Here is a 20751-nt window from a genome sequence, read left to right on the forward strand (position 1 = left end):
GCCGGGCGCGGCGGCGGAGCTGGGGCTCGGGGTGGTCAGCCCTTGAGGGAGCCCGCCGTCAGGCCGCTCATGATGTTGCGCTGGAAGATCAGGAAGATGACGAGCGTGGGGGCCGATGCCATCGCGAGTGCGGCGATGAGGTGGTTCTCGGGGACGCCCGAGGCCAGCGAGTAGATGCCGACGTTGAGCGTCTGCAGGGCGGGGTCCGGAAGGGTCAGCATGGGCCAGAGGAAGTCCTTCCAGACGCCGACGATCGCGAAGATCGACACGACCCCGAGGATGGGCCGTGACATCGGCAGGACGATGGAGCGCAGGATGCGCAGGGCGCTCGCCCCGTCGATGGCGGCGGCGTCGAGGATCTCCTGCGGGATGGAGTCGAAGAACCGCTTCAGCAGGAAGATGCTGAAGGCGTTGGTCACGGACGGCAGCCAGATCACCCAAGGCGTGTTGAGCAGGTTCCGCTCGATGATCGGCATGTCCAGGACCGTGAGGTACTGCGGTACGACGAGGACGGTCGCCGGAATCATCAGGGTCGCCAGCATCATGCCGAGCACGGCCTTGCCGAAGACGGGCCGCAGCCGGGACAGCGAGTAGGCGGCGGCCACGTCGAGGACGAGCTGGAAGGCGAGGGCGCCGAAGGCGTAGTAGAGGGTGTTGAACAGCAGCTTGGCGAGGTCCATCACCTTCCAGGCGGCTTCGTAGTTGGCGGTGTGCAGGGAGTCGGGCACCAGGGTCGGCGGGACCCGGGCGAACTCCTCGGTGCTCTTGAGGCCGCCCGCGACCATCCAGTAGAGGGGGCCGAGGAAGACGAGGGTGAAGCCGGCCACGACCAGGACGAGGACGGTCCAGTAGAGGATCCTGCCCCGAGTGCGGCCGAGTTGGGCCGGCGATATCAGCGTGCGCTCTGCCATGTGAAGTGCTCCCCCCGGCGGGTTCCCGGTCAGTTCTCGTTGTCGCGGCTGAGGCGGACGTACAGGGCGGAGAAGCCCGCGAGCAGGACGAGCAGGCACAGGCCCAGGGCCGCGGCGCCGCCGTACTGGTTGAAGCTGAAGGCGTACTGGTAGATGAGGATGACGACGGTCGTGGTCGAGCCTTCGGGGCCGGCGCCGCCGGTCAGCAGGAAGGGTTCGACGAAGACCTGCATCGTCGCGATGATCTGCATCAGCAGCATGAGCGAGAGGATGAGCTTGGTCTGCGGGATCGTGACGTGCCAGATCTTGCGCAGCAGACCCGCCCCGTCGAGCTCGGCGGCCTCGTACAGCTCACCCGGGACGCTCTGGAGGGCGGCCAGGTAGATCAGGGTCGCTCCACCCATGTTCATCCAGGTGGAGGCGATGACGACCGAGAGCATCGCGGTGTCGGTGGACTGGAGCCAGTCCTGGGGCGGGAGGTGCAGGAACTCCAGCGCCCGGTTGAAGAGGCCGTAGCCGGGGTCGTAGAAGTACTTGAAGAGCAGGATCGAGGCCACCGGCGGCATCATCACCGGCAGGTAGACGAGCAGCCTCAGGTAGCCCTGCGCGTGGCGGAACTCGTTCAGCACGAGGGAGACCACGAAGGGGACCAGGAACCCGAAGAGCAGGGCGAGCCCGGTGAAGAGCAGGGTGTTGCGCCAGGCCTGCCAGACGTTCGGGTCGGCGAAGACGTAGCGGAAGTTGTCCCAGCCGACCCAGCGGGTGGCGCCGCCCTCGGTCTTCTGGAAGGCCAGCAGGAACTCCCGGACCATCGGGTACCAGGAGAAGAAGGAGAAGCAGAGGACGGCGCCGATCAGGAAGCCGTGGGCCGTGAGGTTGCGCTTGAAGGCCCGCAGGAACTCCGCGCGGGAGTCCCGGGGCAGGGTGGGGGCCGACATCGCCGCTCGCTCCTTGGTGGATCGTCGCCGCCTGGGGGGAGGTGGGGCGGGTGGGACCGGGGGGCGGGGAGGCTCACCGCCGGACCCACCCGGGCCGCTACTGGTTCCCCAGCACCTGGTTGACCGCCTTCTCCGCGTCTCCGAGGAGCTGGGCGGGGTCGGCGTCCTTGTTGGTGAGGACGCCCGACATCACCTTGTCGAGGACCTTGTAGACCTCCTGCGCCTTCGGCGGCTCGGCCTTGCCGGGCACCGGGTTGTCCAGGAAGGGCTTGAAGTTGGCGACCGGCATGGTGGCGCTCGCCGCCTTCAGCTCGTCGTCCTTGATCTTGCCCGCGCCGGTGAAGAAGGCGGGCTGGGGCAGACCCACCGGCAGGCCGTCGGCCTTGCTCCGGTCGTACTGGAACTGGCCCTTGCCGATCGTGAGGGTCTTGAAGTTCAGCCACGCGATGGCGGCCTTGACCTTGTCGGGCGAGCTGCCCTTCTTGATCATGTAGCCGTTGCCGCCGGCCAGGGTGGCCGCGCCGCCGGGGATGGGGCCCATGCCGAAGTTGTCGTACTTGGCGCCGAGCTGCTGGACCATGTACGTGATGTCGTCGGGTGCGGCGAGGAACATGCCGAGCTTGTCCGAGGCCATCTGCTTCTGCAGGTCGCCCCACTTGAGCAGCTGGGTCTTGCCCATGGTGTCGTCCTCCCAGCGCATGGCGCGGAGGTTGTCGACGATCTGCCGGCCCGTGGGGTTGTTGAAGGCCGCCTTGCCGTCGGCGCCGACGATGTCGCCGCCGAGGCCGTACATGGCGGCCGTGTAGTGCCAGCCTCCGGTGTTCTCGACGCTGTACTCGCCGAAGCCGGCGACGCCGTTTCCGAGGGCCGCGATCTTCCTGGCGGCCGCCCGGACCTCCTCCCAGGAGCGCGGCGGGCTGTCGGGGTCGAGGCCCGCTCGCTGGAAGAGCCCGCGGTTGACCAGCAGGCCCATCCTGTAGTTGCTGGTGGGGACGCCGTAGAGCTTGCCGTCTCGCCTGAGGACGTCCATCACGCTCTTGTCGATGTCGCCGAGCGCGGGGACCGAGGCGGGGGTGACGTACGCGGAGATGTCCTGCGCCCCGTCGTTGTCCAGCACCTGCTGGAGGTCGGTGAAGTAGGCGTAGAACACGTCCGGCTGGGACTTGGCCTTGAGCATCGCGGTGAAGCGCGGGGGCTCCAGGCACTGGCCGGGGGTGGAGCGGCCTTCGATGGTGACGTTCGGGTAGGTCTTGTTGAACTCCGCCACGTCCTCCTTCCACTCCTTGAGCTCGGCCGCCTTGGCCGCGGGCGGCATGCAGTCGATGGAGACGGTGACCTTGGCCTTCGGGTCGAGCGGGGTGGTGGCGTCGGCCGAACTCCCGCCGGCCTGAGGCTTGTCGTCGCCGCTGCTGCTCGTGCCGCAGGCCGCGAGGGCGGTGACGGCGAGCGTGCAGGCGAGGGCGGCCGCGACGTTGCGGCGGACGTTGGTTCTCATCGGTGGACCCCTTCGAGCATCGGGCAGGAGGCGTGGGGCGAGCGCGGCACACTCAACCACCACCCACAGATGAACGCAATATCTCGCGCAGATTTCGTAAGTCATTGACAGTGGAACGTCGGACGCCGGACGCACAAAGGGCTTCGGACCGTCCGTGGACGGTCCGAAGCCCTGGTCGCTTCACGTGGGGGCCGTACGGGCCCTGCGCGCCCTACCGGCGCGGAGCCTGCGCCGTGGAGCCGCGGACCACCAGCTCCGGCTCGAAGAGCAGTTCTCCGGGCTGCACGGCGGCCCCCTGGATCTGCGCGGTGAGCAGTTCGACCGCGGCCCGGCCCATGGCCTCGATGGGCTGCCGGACGGTGGTCAGGGGCGGCTCGGTGCAGTTCATGAACGCGGAGTCGTCGTACCCCACCACGGAGACCTCCCGGGGCACGTCCAGGCCCCGGCGGCGGGCGGCCCGTACGGCCCCCAGGGCCAGCGGGTCGCTCGCGCAGATGATGCCGGTGATCCCGCGGTCCAGCAGCCGGGACGCGGCCGCGTGGCCGCCCTCCAGCGAGAACAGGGTCCGCTCCACGTGGGCGGCGGGCAGTTCGGCGCCGGCGGCGGCGACCACCGCCTGGGCGGCGACCAGCTTGCGCAGCGAGGGCATGTGGTCGGGCGGCCCCAGCACCAGGCCGATCCGCTCGTGCCCGAGGGAGGCGAGGTGGCGCCAGGCCTGCTCGACCGCGACCGCGTCGTCGCAGGCCACGCACGGGAACCCGAGGTCGTCGATGGAGGCGTTGATCAGCACCACCGGAACCTTGCGCTCCGAGAGCAGCCGGTAGTGCTCGTGAGGGGCGTCGGCCTGCGCGAAGAGGCCTCCGGCGAAGACGACGCCGGACACCTGCTGCTGGAGCAGCAGCTCGACGTAGTCGGCCTCGGACACCCCGCCGGTGGTCTGGGTGCACAGCACCGGCGTCAGGCCCTGCTGGGCCAGGGCGCCGCCGATGACCTCGGCGAACGCCGGGAAGATGGGGTTCTGCAGCTCGGGCAGGACCAGCCCGACCAGCCGGGCCCGCTCGCCGCGCAGCTGGGTGGGACGCTCGTACCCGAGGACGTCCAGGGCGGTGAGCACGGACTGTCGGGTCGCCTCCGAGACGCCCGGCTTGCCGTTGAGCACCCGGCTGACCGTTGCCTCGCTGACTCCCACCTTCTTCGCCACTTGAGCAAGTCGTCGCGTCATGAGCGCAAGAGTAGCGCAAGAAATGCAAGTTCCTTGCAGTTCGATTACAACCAGTTTGCCGCACGCGAGCCCGGCCCGGAAGGGGCCGGGCTCGGGGCCCGCGGACGCCGGTGCAGCCCGGCCGGACCGGGTTGTACGGGTGGGAGCAACGGGCGGGGCGCCCCCGGAAGGGCGTCCCGCCCGGGTCCGGTCACGGCAGCCGGTTGATCCTGAACGTGGACGTCGTGTTCCGCACGTCCACCGCGTTGTCGCTCGTCCTCAGGTTGTGGAAGGTGACCTCGCCGACCGCGGGACCCTGCCCCGCCTCGGGCATCTCGTTCGCCCAGAGGCCGAAGCCCGACTTCGCGTCGAAGGCGTCACCGCTCTTCTTCGCACCGGTGATGGTGATGTCCCGCAGGATGGTGTCCTTGATCGGGTTGACGGGCTGACCTCCCACGTACTGCGTCTGGAACATGATTCCGCTGTACGTCGGGTCGACGATGTCGACGTTGTTGATCCGGATGCCCTGGAAGACCTTGGAGGCCGAGAAGACCCAGATCCCCGGGAAGGTCTGCCCGCCCCAGAAGTGGCCTCCGGACCGGACGATCGAGATGTTTTCGAAGGTCGTCGGATCGGTCCCGAACCCGTTCATCGGATACCCGAAGTCCAGCGAGCTGATGGTGATGCCCGAGTAGACGAGGGTGTCGGCGATGTGGATGTTGCGGAAGGTGTTGTTGAAGCCGCCGTAGACGGCGACGCCCGCCGCGCGCCAGGTCAGGATCGTGGTCAGGTTCTCGTAGACGTTGTTCTTCATGTCCGCGCCGCCCGCGTCGATCGCGGAGAACAGCGCGAAGCTGTCGTCCCCGGTGGCCCGCGCCTCGTTGTTGGTCACGAGGTTGTCCGTGCTGCCGTTGGTCATGTTGATGCCGTCGGCGAACATGTTGCGGATCCGGGAGTTCTTGATGGTGACCCGGTCGGTGTTGGCGCCCCAGTACAGGCACACCATGTGCTCGTTCCAGATGTTGTCGATGGTGATGTCGGAGACGTTGGCGAAGTCGAAGACCTTGCCGGGGCCGTCGATGCGCGACGTGTAGTTGCCGAAGTAGGCGAAGCCCGAGAAGGACGAGCCCTTCGCGGTGCCCTCCGCGCGCCACCCGATGTCGGTGTTGTTCTGGGTCGAGGGGGCGTGGAAGCGGGTGAACCACGGCCCGGCTCCGACCACCTGCACGGCCTTTCCGTACACCTGGAACTTGCTGGCCGTCTGGTAGTCGCCGGGCGGCAGGTAGACGCCGACGAGCTTGCCGGTGGTGTCCATCCGGACCCTGTCCAGGGCGTTCTGCACGTCCTGGTGGGTCTGGCCGGCCGGCACGGCGTAGGTCGCCGGGTCCGGGTTGGGGATCGCGGCGGCCTGCTCCAGGCTCACGAAGTCGATCGCGTAGACGGAGGTGTTGGACGCGTCCTTCTGGAGGCGGATCCGGCTGCCCTGCGGGACGGTCTCGCCCAGCAGGATGTTCGCCTCGTCGTAGATGTGACGGGGGGCGCCGGAGCCGGGCGAGTCGCCCGGGGAGGCCTCGGCCCCGTAGAGCCAGGCGTACTTGGAGGTCAGCGGGAGCGTCTTCTTGAACACGCCGTTGACGTAGACGTTGATCGTGGAGTCGATGCCCCCGCCGCCCGGTGCGTCCGGGATGGAGAACCGTGTGACCAGGGTGTTCGTGGCGGCCCGGGTGGTGAACTCCACGAACTCGCCGGTCGCGTCGAGACTGACCGCCTTACGGCCCGAAGCCTCGCCCGCGATGTCGCCGATGGTCCGGTTGGGGCCGACCACCCCGGCTCCGCCGCCGACGACGCCGTCCTCGGCCTCGTACATGTCGAAGGGCATGTTCGCCCCGCGGCCCACGAAGAACGGCTTGGTGGAGGTGTTGTTGCCGCGCTTGACCGGCAGCTCGCCGGCGTCCGCGGCGAGGACCGTCCTGACGGTGTACTTGCCGTTGGCGGCCGGCCAGCTGCCGAGCGCGATCGGGGCGGTGGAGGCGCCGGCGGCGAGGGCGCCGCTGAAGGAGCCCGTGAGCGTGCGCACGGTGGCGCCGCCCGCGTCCAGCAGGGTGAGGGTGATCTCGTGCGTTCCGGCGGCTGCCGCGACGGTGCCCTGGTTGCGGACGGTGACGGCGAAGTTCACCGGCTGACCCGCGGACGGGGCGCTCGGCGACCAGGTCACGGCCGAGGCGACGAGGTCGGAACTGTCGACGGGGCGGACCAGCAGCGGCGGTCCGGTGAAGGTGTTGTTCGTGTCGTTCTGCTCGACGACCGTGTTCGCCTCGTCGACGATCGCGCTCAGCGGGTACGTACCGGCGTCGCGAGGGCCGATGGCGGCGGTGACGGTGGCCGAGGCACCCGCGGCGAGCGCCGGCACGGCGGCGGCAGCGGTCTTCGCGCCGCCGAGCTGGAAGGTGACGGCGGTGGCCGCGGCCGGAGCCGGGCCGGCGTTCTTGACGGTCGCGGACAGGGTGACGGCGTCCGACTCGACCGGGGCCGCCGGAGCCGCGCTCAGTGCGGTGACCACCAGGTCGGGGTTGGGCGCCGGAACGCCGATGACCTGGAACTCGGCGATCTGCCCGTTGGAGGAGCCCGTGTTGGAGGTGAACCGCAGCTGGACGTCCGCGACGCGGGCGGTCAGCGGGATGGTGACGGTGTTCCCGGACGCCGGGCCGAACGCGTAGTCCTTGGCGGCGACCAGGCTGGTGACGGCCTGGGAGCTCTGCTCGCGGCCGAGGACCTGGATGTTCTGGATGCGGGGACCCCAGGAGCTGTCCGGGCTGAGCTTGAGGACGACGCGGTCGGTGTCGGCGTTGGCGCCGAGCTTGACCGTGAGGGTGCTGGGATACGCGCCGGCCGCGCCCTCCCAGTAGGTGGCCGTGCTGTTGTCGTTGGCGTTCTCCGCGGCGAAGGTGTGGATCACGGAGGAGCCGGCGATGGGCTTGCCGACGGCCAGGTTGGAGCCGCCGCCCCCGGCGCCGTTGCGGGTGACGGAGTTGCTGTCGCCGGAGCGGTTGCCCGCGGCGTCCTTGGCGCGCACGACGTAGGTGACCGTGGCACTGGTCGGCTGGGTGTCGGTGAAGGTGGTCACGCCGCCCGCGACGCTGGTGCGCAGCTGGTTGTTGGCGTACACGTCGTAGCCGGTCACGCCGACGTTGTCGGTGGACGCCTGCCAGGTGAGCTTGACCTGGCCGGTGGCGGGCTCGGTCAGGGCCAGACCGGACGGAGCCGAGGGGGCCCGGGTGTCACCGGTCTGCGGACCGTAGACCTCCAGCTCGGAGAGCTGGCCGCCGGGCTGGACGGAATTGAGCGAGATCAGCACGCGCAGGTACCGGGTCGTGGCGGCGTCGAAGGTGACGGACACCGTGTTGCCGCCGGCCGGGGCGAAGGCGTAGGCCGTGGAGGCGGTGAGGTCGGTGAAGTCCGAGCCGTTGGCGCTGCCCTGGATCTTCAGGGTCTGGGTGCGCGCGCCCCAGCCCTCGGGCAGCCGCAGGACGACCCGGTCGACGCGGACGGAGGAGCCGAGGTCGGCCTGGATCCACTGGGGCAGGGCGTTGTTGACGCTCTCCCAGTAGCTGGCGGCGTTGCCGTCGTTGGCGTTGGCCGGCACGTAGGCCTGGGTGTGGCTGCTGGCGGTCAGGGTCTTGCCCAGGGCCAGGTTGGTGGAGGAGTCACCGGGGGCGCGGACCTCCAGCTCGGAGAGCTGCGCGGCCTGCCAGCCCGTGTTGGCGGTGATGTTGATCCGCACGTAGCGGGTCTGGGCGGCGGGGAAGGTGACGGTCACCGTGTTCCCGCTGCCCTGGCCGAAGGTGTAGGCCGCCGAGTTGACCAGGGTGCTGAAGCCGGCGCCGTCGGCGCTGCCCTGGACGGACAGGGTCTGGCTGCGGCTCTCCCAGGCGGCGGGCAGTTTGAGCACCACCTGGTCGACGCGGGTGGTGGCGCCGAGATCCGTCTGCACCCACTGCGGGAGGGCGGCGCCCGCGCTCTCCCAGTACGTCGACTGGTTGCCGTCGGTGACGTTGGCGGCGGTGTACGCGCCGTTGGTGCTGCTCGCGGCCGCGGGCCGACCCGCGGCGATGCTCGGACCACCGGCGGCTGCGGCGGTCAGGGCGGGCCAGCCCATCATCAACAGGGCGGTGCTGATGACGGCGGCCAGGACCCGCCCTCTCCAATGGAGCCTTCTCATATGTCCTCGCCCCTCAGGCATGAGTTTTCTGAACCAGGTGAGATAGGAATTTGCGTCGTGCGGTGCGAGAGTTGCAGAGCTTTGCTGACTCGTCTACTGCTCTGACCGCACTTTCACGGCTTCATCTCTTGCGCAAGCTGCACGCAAATCACGCAAGTGATTTGCGTGCAGCTTGGAAATTCCGCTGGTGCCCGAGCCGACCTACCGTTGCTCCTCATGCGGTTCCACCTCCTGAGCGCTCGGCGCCTCGGGCTGCCCAGACGGGCGGTCTCCCAGATCCTGCTGACCCAGCTGGCCATCGCCGGCGGGGTCGTCGTGCTGGCCACGGGGCTGTTCCTGGCCCCGCTCGGCGCCCAGCTCGACGACCAGGCCATGCGGCGCGCACTGGCCATCGCGCAGAGCGCGGCGGCCGACCCGTCGCTGGCCGCCGACCTCCTCGGCTCCGGGCCCTCGGCGGACGGCCCGGTCCAGGCCTCCGCCGAACGGATCCGCCGGGCGACCGGCGCCGAGTACGTGGTCGTCCTCGGCCTGGACGGCATCCGCCGCTCGCACCCCAGCACCGAACGCATCGGGCTGCCCGTCTCCACCGACCCAGCCGACGCACTGGCGGGCCGCGAGGTCATGGAGATCGACGACGGCACCCTGGGCCGCTCCGCCCGAGGCAAGGTTCCGCTCGTCGCCGCGGACGGCGAGATCGTCGGCGCCGTCTCGGTCGGCATCGCCTACGACAGCGTCCGCGACCGGCTGCTCGGAGCCATCCCCGGCCTGCTCGCCTACGCGGGCGGCGCTTTGGCCGTGGGCGCCCTCGCCGCCTGCCTGCTGTCCCGCAGGATCCAGCGGCAGACCCGGGACCTGGCCTTCTCGGACATCGCCGGCCTCCTCGCGGAGCGCGAGGCGATGCTGCACTCCATCCGGGAGGGCGTGATCGCCCTCGACCGGAACGGCCGGGTCCGGCTGGTCAACGACGAGGCCGCCCGCCTGCTGGGCCTCGCTCCGGACTCCGCCGCCTCCCTGGCCGGACGCCCGCTCGACGAGGTACTCGGCACGGGCCGCACCGCCGACGTCCTTTCCGGCCGGGTCTCCGGCCGGGACCTCCTCACCGTCCAGGGCCCGCTGGTCCTGGTCGCCAACCGGATGCCCACCGAGGACGGCGGCGCCGTCGCCACCCTGCGCGACCGCACCGAGCTGGAACACCTCGGCCGCGAGCTCGATTCCACCCGGGGCCTGATCGACGCCCTGCGCGCCCAGGACCACGAGCACGCGAACCGGCTGCACACGCTCCTCGGCCTGCTGGAGCTGGGCCTGCACGAGGAGGCCGTGGAGTTCGTCACCGAGGTCGCCGACGTACACCGGACCACCGCCGAACAGGTCACCGAGAAGGTGCACGACCCGCTGCTGGCCGCCCTCCTCGTGGGCAAGGCGACCGTGGCGGCGGAACGCGGTGTCCCGTTGCGGCTGGCCGCGGCCACCCTCCTCCCCGACCGCCTGGTCGACCCGGGCGGCCTCGTCACGATCGTCGGCAACCTCGTCGACAACGCCCTGGACGCCGCCGCCGGTTCGGCGGAGCCGCTGGTCGAGGTGGAACTGCGCGCGGAAGGCCGCTCCGCCGTGCTGCGGGTGCGCGACAGCGGACCCGGCGTCCCCGCCGCACGCCGCGAGGAGATCTTCACCGAGGGCTGGTCGACCAAGCAGCCCAGGGCCCACCGCGAGCGCGGGCTCGGCCTCGCCCTCGTACGCCGCCTCGCGGAGCGGCAGGGCGGCAGCGCCCGGGCCGGCGCGGCGGCGGACGGCGGGGCCGAGTTCTCCGTCGTCCTCCCGGAGGCGCTGCGATGACCGGGACCGCCGGCGGCGGCTTGAACGGACCGGACCCACTGGACGTACTCGTCGTCGACGACGACGTGCGCGTCGCCCGCATCAACGCCGCGTACGTGGCGAAAGTGCCGGGCTTCCGCGTGGCCGCGCAGGTCCACTCCGCCGCCGAGGCCCTCGCCTTCCTCGCCTCCCGCCGGGTGGACCTGATCCTCCTCGACCACTACCTGCCGGACGAGAACGGCCTCGACCTGGTGCGCCACCTGCGCCAACGCGGCCAGGGCACCGACGTGATCATGGTCACCGCCGCCCGTGACCTGACGACGGTGCAGGCCGCCATGCGCCTCGGCGCGCTCCAGTACCTGGTCAAGCCCTTCACCTTCACGGGCCTCCGCAGCCGGCTGGAGGCGTACGGGGCCCTGCGCCGCACCCTGGAGACCGGGGGCGAGGCCGAGCAGGACGAGGTGGACCGGATCTTCGGCGCCCTGGCCGCCGCCGGATCCCCCAACGAACTCCCCAAGGGCCACTCCCCCACCACCGCGGACCTGGTCCGCAGGGTGCTCCGCTCCGCCGACGGCCCGCTGTCCACCCAGCAGATCGCCGACCGCGCGGGCATCAGCCGTCAGACCGCCCAGCGCTACCTGAAGCTCCTGGACCGCGCCGGCCGCGTCACCCTCGCCCTGCGCTACGGCGAGACCGGCCGCCCCGAGCACCGCTACACCTGGCTGCCCTCGGAGGGCGCCTGAGCCCCCGCCCGCCTGCCGGCACCCCGAACCGACCGGCCCGGACGGGGCCCGACCCGGTGTGGGCCTCCCGGCGCGGGCCCCGCCCGCTCGGCCCGGCCGGCTCAGACCGCCCCGGCACCCGTCAGGGCTCGGACCTCGGTCTCCGCGTGCCGCCTCTCGTCGGGCTCCTCGCCCGACGCGGCCGTGCCCAGCCAGCCCGCGAGGAAGCCCAGCGGGATCGAGACGATCCCGGGGTTCTGGAGCGGGAAGAGCTGGAAGTCCACCCCGGGGAAGAGCGACTCCGGGCTGCCGGACACCACCGGCGAGACCAGGACCAGCAGTACGGCCGGAACCAGCCCGCCGTACACCGACCAGACGGCGCCCCGCGTGGTGAACCCGCGCCAGAAGAGCGAGTACAGCAGCACCGGCAGGTTGGCCGACGCGGCCACCGCGAAGGCCAGCCCCACCAGGAAGGCCACGTTCAGGTCCTGGGCGAGCAGTCCGAGGGCGATCGCCACCGCCCCGATCCCGACGGCGGCGGCCCGGGCCACGGACACCTCGCTGCGCTGCCGGGCGTGCCGGCGCTTCAGGGAGGCGTACAGGTCGTGCGCGACGGACGCCGACGAGGCCAGGGTGATCCCGGCGACGACGGCGAGGATGGTCGCGAAGGCGATGGCCGCCACGAAGGCGAACAGCACCGCGCCCCCGGTGGATCCGGCGCCCCCGCCGAGGAAGGCGGCCAGCAGCGGCACCGCCGTGTTGCCGGAGGCGTTGGAGGCCCGCACCGCGTCGGGTCCCACCAGCGCGGCGGCTCCGAAGCCGAGCACGATGGTCATCAGGTAGAAGCCGCCGATGAGGCCGATCGCCCAGACCACCGACCGGCGGGCCGCCCGCGCGGTGGGCACGGTGTAGAACCGCGACAGGATGTGCGGCAGCCCGGCGGTCCCGAGGACCAGCGCGAGGCCGAGGCTCATGAAGTCGATGCGGGCCGTCCAGTCGCCGCCGTACTTCAGTCCCGGGCCGAGGAAGCGCGCCCCGTGCCCGCTGCGGTCGGCGGCGCTGGTGAGCAGCTGGTCGAAGTTGCCGTGGAAGCGGAGCAGGACGAGCACGGTCAGGGTGATCGCCCCGCCCATCAGCAGCACGGCCTTGACGATCTGGATCCAGGTGGTGGCCCGCATGCCGCCGAAGGACACGTAGACCACCATCAGCGCGCCGACCCCGATCACGGTCAGCGTGCGGGCCGCGGCGCTGGAGTTGCCCAGCAGCAGGCCGACCAGGCTGCCCGCGCCGACCATCTGCGCGACGAGGTAGAGCACCGAGACGACGACGGAGGAGGTGCCGGCCGCGATCCGCACCGGCCGCTCGCTCATCCGGGCGGCGACCACGTCGGCGAGGGTGAAGCGGCCGCAGTTGCGGACCAGTTCGGCGACCAGGAACAGCACCACCAGCCAGGCGACGAGGAAGCCCACCGAGTACAGCAGGCCGTCGTAGCCGAAGAGGGCGATCAGTCCGGAGATGCCCAGGAAGGAGGCGGCGGACATGTAGTCGCCCGCGATGGCGAATCCGTTCTCCATGGGCGAGAAGAGGCGCCCGCCCGCGTAGAACTCCTCCGCCGAACCGTGCCGGTTCCGGCTGACCCAGGTGGTGATGCCCAGGGTGACGGCGATGAAGAGGCTGAAGAGGATCAGCGCGAGCGTCTGGTGTTCGGTGGTCACCGGCCGCTTCCCCTCGCCCGGCTGCGCTCCTGGCCGCGTTCCTGCTCGAAGACGGTCCAGCGCAGGTCGAGGGCGGCCCGGTCCCGGCGCAGCCGCGCGTGCCGGGCGTACGCCCAGGTCAGCAGGAAGGTGCTGAGGAACTGCCCGAGCCCCGCCAGCATGGCCACGTTGACCGCGCCCGCCACGGGCCGGGCCATGAGGCCGGGCGCCGCGGTGGCGGCGACCACGTAGGCCACGTACCAGAGGAAGAAGCCGGCGGTGGCGGGGACGACGAACCTGCGGTAGCGGCTGCGGACCTCCTGGAAGGCGGCACTCCGCTGCACTTCGAGGTAGATGTCGGATGCGCCGGGCGCGGGCCGGCCTCCGGGGGCCGGAGTCGGCGGGGACGTTTCTTCACCCTCGCCCCAGCCGACGGCCAGCGCGTCGTACCAGGGGTCGTCCAGCCGGACCGTTCCGGCATCGCGACCTGCGTGCTTGTCCACCGAACTCTCCTTGTCCGCCGCCGCATTGGCCGCGTACTCCCAAGGATGTGTCGAGTGGCCGCTCTCCGGACTGGTGTCCCGGCGCTCTTCACTCCATCAGGTGATGGAGTGAAGAGCGCCGGTGTGCCGTGGCTCGGAGCGTGCGGTCACCGCCGCCGGGTCAGGCGTCGATGCGCGAGCGGTCCAGCGTCGCCGCGGAGCTGGTGATGAACTCCTTGCGGGGGGCCACCTCGTTGCCCATGAGCAGGTCGAAGACCTGCTCGGCCCCGTCCAGGTCGCCGATGTTGATCCGGCGCAGGGTGCGGAAGCGGGGGTCCATCGTGGTCTCCGCCAGCTGGTCCGCGTCCATCTCGCCGAGGCCCTTGTAGCGCTGGATCGAGTCTTTGTACCGGATGTTCTTGCGCTGGTACTCCAGCAGGGTCTGGCGCAGTTCGTTGTCCGAGTACGTGTAGACGTACTTGTCCTGGCCCTTCTTGGGCTGGACGAGCTCGATCCGGTGCAGCGGCGGTACGGCCGCGAAGACCCGGCCCGCCTGGACCATCGGCCGCATGTATCGCTGGAAGAGCGTGAGCAGCAGGCAGCGGATGTGCGCGCCGTCGACGTCGGCGTCGACGAGGAGGACGATCTTGCCGTAGCGGGCGGCGTCGATGTCGAAGGTCCGGCCCGAGCCGGCTCCTATGACCTGGATGATCGCGCCGCACTCGGTGTTCTTGAGCATGTCCGAGACTGACGACTTCTGGACGTTGAGGATCTTGCCGCGGATGGGCAGGAGTGCCTGGAACTCGGAGTTCCGCGCGAGCTTGGCGGTGCCCAGGGCGGAGTCGCCCTCGACGATGAAGAGCTCGCTGCGGTCCACGTCGTCGCTGCGGCAGTCGGCCAGCTTGGCGGGCAGCGAGGAGGACTCCAGCGCGGTCTTGCGGCGCTGGGCCTCCTTGTGCTGGCGGGCCGCGATCCGGGTGCGGGCGGCCGCGACGATCTTCTCCATCACGGAGCGCGCCTGCTGCTTGTCGTCGCGCTTGGTGGAGGTCAGGAACGCCTTGAGTTCCTTGGCCACCACCGCGGCGACGATCCGGGCGGCCGCGGAGGTGCCGAGCACCTCCTTGGTCTGGCCCTCGAACTGCGGCTCGGCGAGACGGACGGTGACGACGGCCGTCATGCCCTCCATCGCGTCGTCCTTGACCACGTCGTCTTCGGCCACGCGCAGCAGCTTCGCGGAGCGCAGCACCTCGTTCACGGTCTTGGCGATCGAGCGCTCGAAGCCGGAGATGTGGGTGCCGCCCTTGGGGGTGGCGATGATGTTCACGAAGGACTTGACGTTGGTCTCGTAGCCCGTGCCCCAGCGCAGGGCGATGTCCACGCCGAGCTCCCGGGTGACCTCGGTGGCGGTCATGTGGCCGCGGTCGTCCAGGACCGGCACGGTCTCCTTGAAGGTCCCGGTGCCGGTCAGGCGCAGCACGTCGCAGACGGCTTTGTCCTGGGCGAGGTACTCGCAGAACTCGCTGATCCCCCCGTCGAAGCGGAAGGTCTCCTCCGTCTTGCCGGAGCCGTCGAGGCCGCGCTCGTCGCGCACGACCAGGGTCAGGCCGGGGACGAGAAAGGCGGTCTGGCGGGCGCGCTGGTGGAGCGTGTCCAGGTTGAGCCGGGCGTCCTTGAGGAAGATCTGCCGGTCGGCCCAGTAGCGGACCCGGGTTCCGGTGCGGCCCTTGGGGACCCGCTTGGCCTTGCGCAGGCCGTTGGCGGGGTCGAAGGGGCTGTCGGGGCCCTGCTCGGTGAACATCCCGGGGACGCCGCGGCGGAAGCTGATGGCGTGCGTCGCGCTGTTGCGGTCGACCTCGACGTCCAGGCGGGCGGAGAGGGCGTTGACCACGGAGGCACCGACCCCGTGCAGGCCGCCGGAGGCCGCGTACGAGCCGCCTCCGAACTTGCCGCCGGCGTGCAGCTTGGTCATGACGACCTCGACGCCGGACAGGCCGGTCTTGGGTTCGACGTCCACGGGGATGCCGCGGCCGTTGTCCCGGACCTCCACGGAGGCGTCCTCGTGGAGGATGACCTCGATGTGGTCGCAGTAGCCGCCCAGGGCCTCGTCGACCGAGTTGTCGATGATCTCCCATAGACAGTGCATGAGGCCCCGGCTGTCGGTGGACCCGATGTACATGCCGGGGCGCTTGCGGACGGCCTCCAGCCCTTCGAGGACGAGCAGGTGCCGCGCGGTGTAGTTGGAACCGTCCCGGTCTGCTCCGGACAGCAGCGCGCTGGAAGGCACGGACGTGTCGGCGGTCACGCAGTTCGCTCCTCGCTGAATTTCTTTTCTGGCCCGGTGGGGCGCAGGGGTGGCTTGCTTGCCGGTCGAAGGGTACCGAGGCCTGGTAGAGCCGATGTAACGCCACCCTCGCGCGCCGCTCAGCCTAGTGCAGATACGCACGGATGTTCGATCACCTGCGGGGGTGAAGCAAACATCACGTTCCCTTCCAGGCATGAACCATTTAGTGTTCGGGCACGTCCTCATGAACAACCTGGCATCACGCCGGGGAGGATGGAACTGCAAGAAGCCAACGACTGACAACGCGAAACCGTAAAGCAACGCAATACGGCTCCTTCGCCGCCAACCGGCAACAGCCGGCCAGCTTCGGAAGGAAGTTTCGAGGAAAAGCCGCGAGCGGGAACGTTTTCGGCCTGGTTGGATGTTGACCCTGGTACGACAGCTCGTCGAGCTAGAGAAGAGGCGACGTGACTACTGTTCTGACACCCGCGACCCCGCTGACGGCCGCTGACCGATGCGACCGTTGCGGCGCCCAGGCATATCTGCGCGTCGTCCTGCTGAGCGGCGGTGAACTGCTCTTCTGCGCCCACCACGGTCGCAAGTTCGAGCCGGAACTCAAGAAGATCGCCGCGGAAATACAGGATGAGACCGAGCGGCTCACGTCCGCTCCGGCAGCGACTGCCGCCGAACCCGAGGACCGCTGACACAAGGCCTGCACCTCGCATCCGACGAGCCAGGACCGGCCAGGCCGGTCGACGGGCGCCTCCCCTGTGACCCAGGGGCGGCGCCCGTCCTCATGTCCGGACCCCGCCGCCCCGAGCTCCGTCCGCGGCCCCGCTGCGGCAGCGCGCGGAAAGCCGCCCCGTCGGGGACGGCCGCCCGCGCGCCGTCCCCTACTCGATCCTGCCCGTGCTCTGCCCCCGTACGGCCCCTGCAGCCCCCTCGGAGCTCCTCCGGACGTCCTGTGCGCCCGCCCGGCCACCCGACGGCCCCGAGCCGCTCTCCGGGCCCGTCACGAAGTCGGTCAGCGGTGCTATGCGCGTGTACACCCCCGGGCTGTCGGCCCGCCCGCAGCCGCGCCCCCACGACACCAGCCCGATGAGCCGTCCCGCGGCCACCAGCGGCCCGCCGCTGTCCCCCTGGCAGGCGTCCTTGCCGCCCTTCCCGTCCCCCGCGCACACCATGGATTCCGCCCGGTACTGCCCGTCTGCGTCCCCCGGGTAGGCCCGCCCGCAGACCTCGTCAGCCAGGACGGTCACCCGCGCAGCCCGGAGCCCGTACGCGTAGTCACCGAACCCGCTGGTGTCGCCCCACCCGTAGACGGCCGCCTCGGTCCCGGCCGCGTATGCGGGGTGCCCCGCACCGGCCATCGGGAGCACGTAGTGGGCGGGCACCGCCTCGGCGAGGTCCAGTACGGCGAGGTCCCCGGCGTTGCTGGCCGGATCGTAGGCGGGGTTCACCCGGGCCCCGCGCACCGCGATCTCGCGGCCGTCGGCCGCCTGGAGCTCGGTGCGCCCCGCGACGACCCTGAGGTCCGAGACGGACTCGACGGGACCGCCCAGCACCTCGCGGCCCAGGCAGTGGGCCGCGGTCAGCACCTTGGCAGGGGCCACGATGACGCCCCCGCAGAACTGCCCGCCCCGCGTACCCCCGAACCGGTCACGGCTGGTGAGGGCGACGACCCAGGGGCTGTCCGCGACCTTGACCGGCTTCCCGCCGATCACCACGCTGTCCGCGGCCGCCTGCGGCGCCTGGGCCAGCGGCGCCGCGGCCGCGCCCGCCGCCAGGGTCAGCGCGCCCGCCAGAGCGCGGGCAAAGGGACGACGCATGAGGCCTCCTGACTCCGAGTGTGCATGACTCCACCCAGAGTGGGATGCCCGGTGGCCGTGCGCACCCGCGCGACCACCGGCGACCGTCCCCGCCGGTCAGTCCAGGTAGTCGCGCAGCACCTGGGAACGGGAGGGGTGGCGCAGCTTCGACATCGTCTTGGACTCGATCTGGCGGATCCGCTCGCGCGTGACCCCGTAGACCTTGCCGATCTCGTCGAGGGTCTTGGGCTGGCCGTCGGTCAGGCCGAAGCGCATCGAGACCACGCCGGCCTCGCGCTCGCTGAGGGTGTCGAGCACGGAGTGCAGCTGCTCCTGCAGGAGCGTGAAGCTGACCGCGTCGGCCGGGACGACCGCCTCCGAGTCCTCGATCAGGTCGCCGAACTCGCTGTCGCCGTCCTCACCCAGCGGCGTGTGCAGGGAGATGGGCTCGCGGCCGTACTTCTGGACCTCGATGACCTTCTCGGGGGTCATGTCGAGTTCCTTGGCCAGCTCCTCCGGGGTGGGCTCGCGGCCCAGGTCCTGGAGCATCTGGCGCTGTACGCGGGCGAGCTTGTTGATGACCTCGACCATGTGCACCGGGATGCGGATCGTGCGGGCCTGGTCGGCCATGGCCCGGGTGATCGCCTGCCGGATCCACCAGGTGGCGTACGTGGAGAACTTGTAGCCCTTGGTGTAGTCGAACTTCTCCACGGCGCGGATCAGGCCCAGGTTCCCCTCCTGGATCAGGTCCAGGAAGAGCATGCCGCGGCCGGTGTAGCGCTTGGCGAGGGAGACCACGAGGCGGAGGTTGGCCTCCAGCAGGTGGTTCTTCGCGCGGCGGCCGTCCTCGGCGATGATCTCCAGCTCGCGCTTGAGCTTGGGCGCCAGCTTGTCGGAGTTCGCCAGCTTGTCCTCGGCGAACAGGCCCGCCTCGATGCGCTTGGCGAGCTCGACCTCCTGCTCGGCGTTGAGGAGCGGCACCTTGCCGATCTGCTTGAGGTAGTCCTTGACCGGGTCGGCGGTCGCGCCGGCGACCACGACCTGCTGGGCGGGGGCGTCGTCCTCGTCGTCGGAGATGACGAAGCCCTTGTTCTCGCCGCCCTCCTCCTCTTCCTCGGACTCGCCCTTGGCGGCCTCGGGCCCGTCTTCCGCGGCCCCGTCCTCGCCGTCGTCGGAGTCCTTCTTGGAGGTGGTCTTCTTCGCCGCGGTCTTCTTGGCGGCGGTCTTGCGGGCGGGCGCGGCCTTCTTCGCCGTGGCCTTCTTCGCCGCCGTCTTCTTGGCCGCGGGCTCGGTTCCGGTACCGGTCTCCCCCGTGGCGGCGTCCGCGGTGTCCGGATCCGTCGTCCCGGCTGCGGGCGCCTCGGTCGTCGCGGTGGCCGTGGGCTGCGCAGCCGTCGTCTTCGCGGCGACGGTCCTGGTCGCCGTCCGCTTGGCCGGGGTCTTTGCTGCGACGCTCTTGCGGGTGGCGCGCTTGGGCGACTCCGCGGCACTGACCATCAGCGTCACACCCTCTTCCTCGAGGATCTGGTTGAGGCTGCGCAGAACATTCTTCCACTGGGTCGCTGGAATCTGGTCAGCCTCGAAGGCCCGACGCACGTCATCGCCGGCGATCTGCCCCTCGGCCTTGCCCCGCTCGATGAGCGCCATCACGGACTCGGAATCGGCGATCTCCGACGGGAGCGTACGGGATGTGCTGGCCGACACGAACAACCTCTCGGAACGATGGAAACGGCTTCCGACCCCGGGCCTGGTGGTGCTGGACCGGAGCCGACGACCACCGACTGGGGATGGGTCGGCGGCGCGGGCAGGGGCCGGGGAGCTTCGCAGCACCCCAAGGGCTGCTGCATTCCCTCCGTCGGCCATCACCTCTTAGGTCATCGCGTGACCTCGCGGAGCGTTACGCCCAATCTTCGTGGCCCGAGTCACACCCCGTATGCGCGTACGGAGGTCATACGGTCCCGCACGCCCCTTCCGGCACGGCCGCGCCCCGCTCACCACACGGCCGCCGCCCAGTCGCCGCAAGGCCAGCGAGCCGGTCACCGCACGGCCGCGGGTGTACGCGCCCGGCGCGGCCGTCGGGGCCCCGCGGGAGCCACCGGGGTCGGGCTCGGCCTCGGCGGTGTCGGCCGAACGGGGCCGGACACCCGTGTCGCCGGACCCGACCGGGCCCGGCGACATGTCGTGCACCCCCGCGCCTGCGCGCGTCCGCCCGTCAGTGCTCGCGCGGGGCGGGCACCACGCGCTCGACCTCCGGATGCACCGTCAGGAGCTGGCGCATGGCGTTCTCCGCGCCCGTCGCGTCACCGGCGGCGAGGGCCTCGACCATCCGCGCGTGGTGCGCCACGCTCGTCTCGCTCGGGCGGTCGCAGGCGGTGATGGGGCTGCCGGAGACCTGGAGGGCGGAGGAGACGATGCCGGAGAGGTGCTCCAGCATGCGGTTCGCGGCGACCTGGATGAGGAGCGCGTGGAACTCGTTGTCCGCGCGCGCGAAGGTGATCGAGTCGCCCTGGCCGAGGGCGTGGCCCATGATCTCGACCATGTCGGCGAGCCGCTGCTGGATGTCCGGGCGGCCGTGGCCGGCCGCGAGGCGGGCGGCGAGCGGCTCGATGGTCCAGCGGAGTTCGCCCAGCTCGCGGCGCTGCTCGTCGCGCTGGGGCCCGAAGGCGCGCCATTCGATGATGTCGGGGTCGAGCAGGTTCCAGTCGGCGACCGGACGGACCCGGGTGCCGACGTTGGGGCGGGCGCTGACGAGGCCCTTGGCCTCCAGGACCCGCAGCGATTCACGGACGACCGTGCGGGAGACCTCGAAACGCTGGCCGATCTCCTCCGGTACCAGCGGGCGGTCCGCACCGAGGTCGCCGGAAACGATCATCTGGCCGAGCTGCTGGACGAGTTGGCCGTGCAGTCCGCGGCCGCGGCTGCCTGCCGCGCGACGGCCCACGCGGCTCAACTCGACGTCGGCGCCGTTCCAGTGGGGCGCTGCGACGCGGTCGGAGCCGGGGGCCTCCGCGTAGGGGTAGCGGTCGAGATCGCCCGGGCCGGCGAGACCGGAGTCTGCATGGCGGGCGGCGGTCATCATGGTGTGCGCAAGGGTACTCACGAATCCTTTGTCGGCCGTGCCTCCGTCGCCCTTGAGGTCTTTGCTGAAAAGCACACGAAAGGGTGATCGGTGCCACCCACGCAATTGA

14 protein-coding genes are annotated in these 20751 nt (G+C 70.8%); 3 read left to right on the forward strand and 11 right to left on the reverse strand.

The annotated features are described in order from the left end of the window. Positions 1–35: 35 nt before the first annotated feature. The 5 genes from ACFWW8_RS21800 to ACFWW8_RS21820 form a co-directional block, all read right to left on the reverse strand. On the reverse strand, positions 36–911 hold the full coding sequence (locus ACFWW8_RS21800; protein ID WP_386530598.1) for a carbohydrate ABC transporter permease: 876 nt from the start codon (positions 909–911) through the stop codon (positions 36–38). A gap of 29 nt (positions 912–940) precedes the next feature. After that, positions 941–1849 carry a carbohydrate ABC transporter permease gene (locus ACFWW8_RS21805; RefSeq protein ID WP_386530599.1) on the reverse strand — a complete coding sequence of 303 codons (909 nt, stop codon included), beginning with the start codon at positions 1847–1849 and terminating at the stop codon, positions 941–943. A 97-nt stretch (positions 1850–1946) separates the two neighbouring features. Next, the gene (locus ACFWW8_RS21810) at positions 1947–3344 is read right to left on the reverse strand and encodes an ABC transporter substrate-binding protein (protein WP_386530600.1); all 1398 of its coding nucleotides are present in this window, start codon (positions 3342–3344) and stop codon (positions 1947–1949) included. A 211-nt stretch (positions 3345–3555) separates the two neighbouring features. Next, positions 3556–4566, reverse strand: a complete 1011-nt coding sequence (locus ACFWW8_RS21815) for a LacI family DNA-binding transcriptional regulator (RefSeq protein WP_386530601.1) — start codon at positions 4564–4566, stop codon at positions 3556–3558. A gap of 190 nt (positions 4567–4756) precedes the next feature. Continuing rightward, the gene (locus ACFWW8_RS21820; RefSeq protein ID WP_386530602.1) at positions 4757–8764 is read right to left on the reverse strand and encodes a discoidin domain-containing protein; all 4008 of its coding nucleotides are present in this window, start codon (positions 8762–8764) and stop codon (positions 4757–4759) included. Between the two features lie 216 nt (positions 8765–8980). On the opposite strand from ACFWW8_RS21820, the gene ACFWW8_RS21825 reads away from it, so the two are divergent. Both ACFWW8_RS21825 and ACFWW8_RS21830 read left to right on the forward strand, forming a co-directional pair. Then, entirely contained in the window at positions 8981–10597 is a 1617-nt protein-coding gene (locus tag ACFWW8_RS21825) for an ATP-binding protein (RefSeq protein ID WP_386530603.1), read from the forward strand. Beyond that, entirely contained in the window at positions 10594–11319 is a 726-nt protein-coding gene (locus ACFWW8_RS21830) for a response regulator (RefSeq protein WP_386530604.1), read from the forward strand. The genes ACFWW8_RS21825 and ACFWW8_RS21830 overlap by 4 nt, the downstream gene beginning before the upstream one ends. Positions 11320–11420: 101 nt before the next feature. On the opposite strand, the gene ACFWW8_RS21835 is transcribed toward ACFWW8_RS21830, so the two are convergent. The 3 genes from ACFWW8_RS21835 to ACFWW8_RS21845 all read right to left on the reverse strand — a co-directional run bounded on the left by ACFWW8_RS21835 (position 11421) and on the right by ACFWW8_RS21845 (position 15776). Then, entirely contained in the window at positions 11421–13013 is a 1593-nt protein-coding gene (locus ACFWW8_RS21835; RefSeq protein WP_386530605.1) for a cation acetate symporter, read from the reverse strand. Continuing rightward, positions 13010–13495 (reverse strand): DUF485 domain-containing protein, encoded by a 486-nt coding sequence (locus ACFWW8_RS21840; protein WP_386530606.1) that lies wholly within the window; start codon positions 13493–13495, stop codon positions 13010–13012. The genes ACFWW8_RS21835 and ACFWW8_RS21840 overlap by 4 nt, the downstream gene beginning before the upstream one ends. A 160-nt stretch (positions 13496–13655) precedes the next feature. Next, positions 13656–15776, reverse strand: a complete 2121-nt coding sequence (locus tag ACFWW8_RS21845; protein ID WP_386530607.1) for a type IIA DNA topoisomerase subunit B — start codon at positions 15774–15776, stop codon at positions 13656–13658. A 446-nt stretch (positions 15777–16222) separates the two neighbouring features. On the opposite strand from ACFWW8_RS21845, the gene ACFWW8_RS21850 reads away from it, so the two are divergent. Then, positions 16223–16459, forward strand: coding sequence for a hypothetical protein (locus ACFWW8_RS21850; RefSeq protein WP_351273481.1), 237 nt, complete (start codon positions 16223–16225; stop codon positions 16457–16459). Positions 16460–16648: 189 nt separating this feature from the next. Here ACFWW8_RS21850 and ACFWW8_RS21855 read toward each other — a convergent pair whose 3' ends face one another. From ACFWW8_RS21855 to ACFWW8_RS21865, 3 genes are all read right to left on the reverse strand, one after another. Then, entirely contained in the window at positions 16649–17584 is a 936-nt protein-coding gene (locus ACFWW8_RS21855) for a serine protease (protein ID WP_386530608.1), read from the reverse strand. Positions 17585–17680: 96 nt separating this feature from the next. Continuing rightward, positions 17681–19267 (reverse strand): RNA polymerase sigma factor, encoded by a 1587-nt coding sequence (locus ACFWW8_RS21860; protein WP_386530609.1) that lies wholly within the window; start codon positions 19265–19267, stop codon positions 17681–17683. Between the two features lie 508 nt (positions 19268–19775). Continuing rightward, positions 19776–20717 carry a FadR/GntR family transcriptional regulator gene (locus ACFWW8_RS21865; protein ID WP_386530610.1) on the reverse strand — a complete coding sequence of 314 codons (942 nt, stop codon included), beginning with the start codon at positions 20715–20717 and terminating at the stop codon, positions 19776–19778. Positions 20718–20751: the final 34 nt, after the last annotated feature.

Origin of the sequence: Streptomyces sp. NPDC058701, assembly GCF_042715295.1 — a bacterium.
GTDB lineage: Bacteria > Actinomycetota > Actinomycetes > Streptomycetales > Streptomycetaceae > Streptomyces.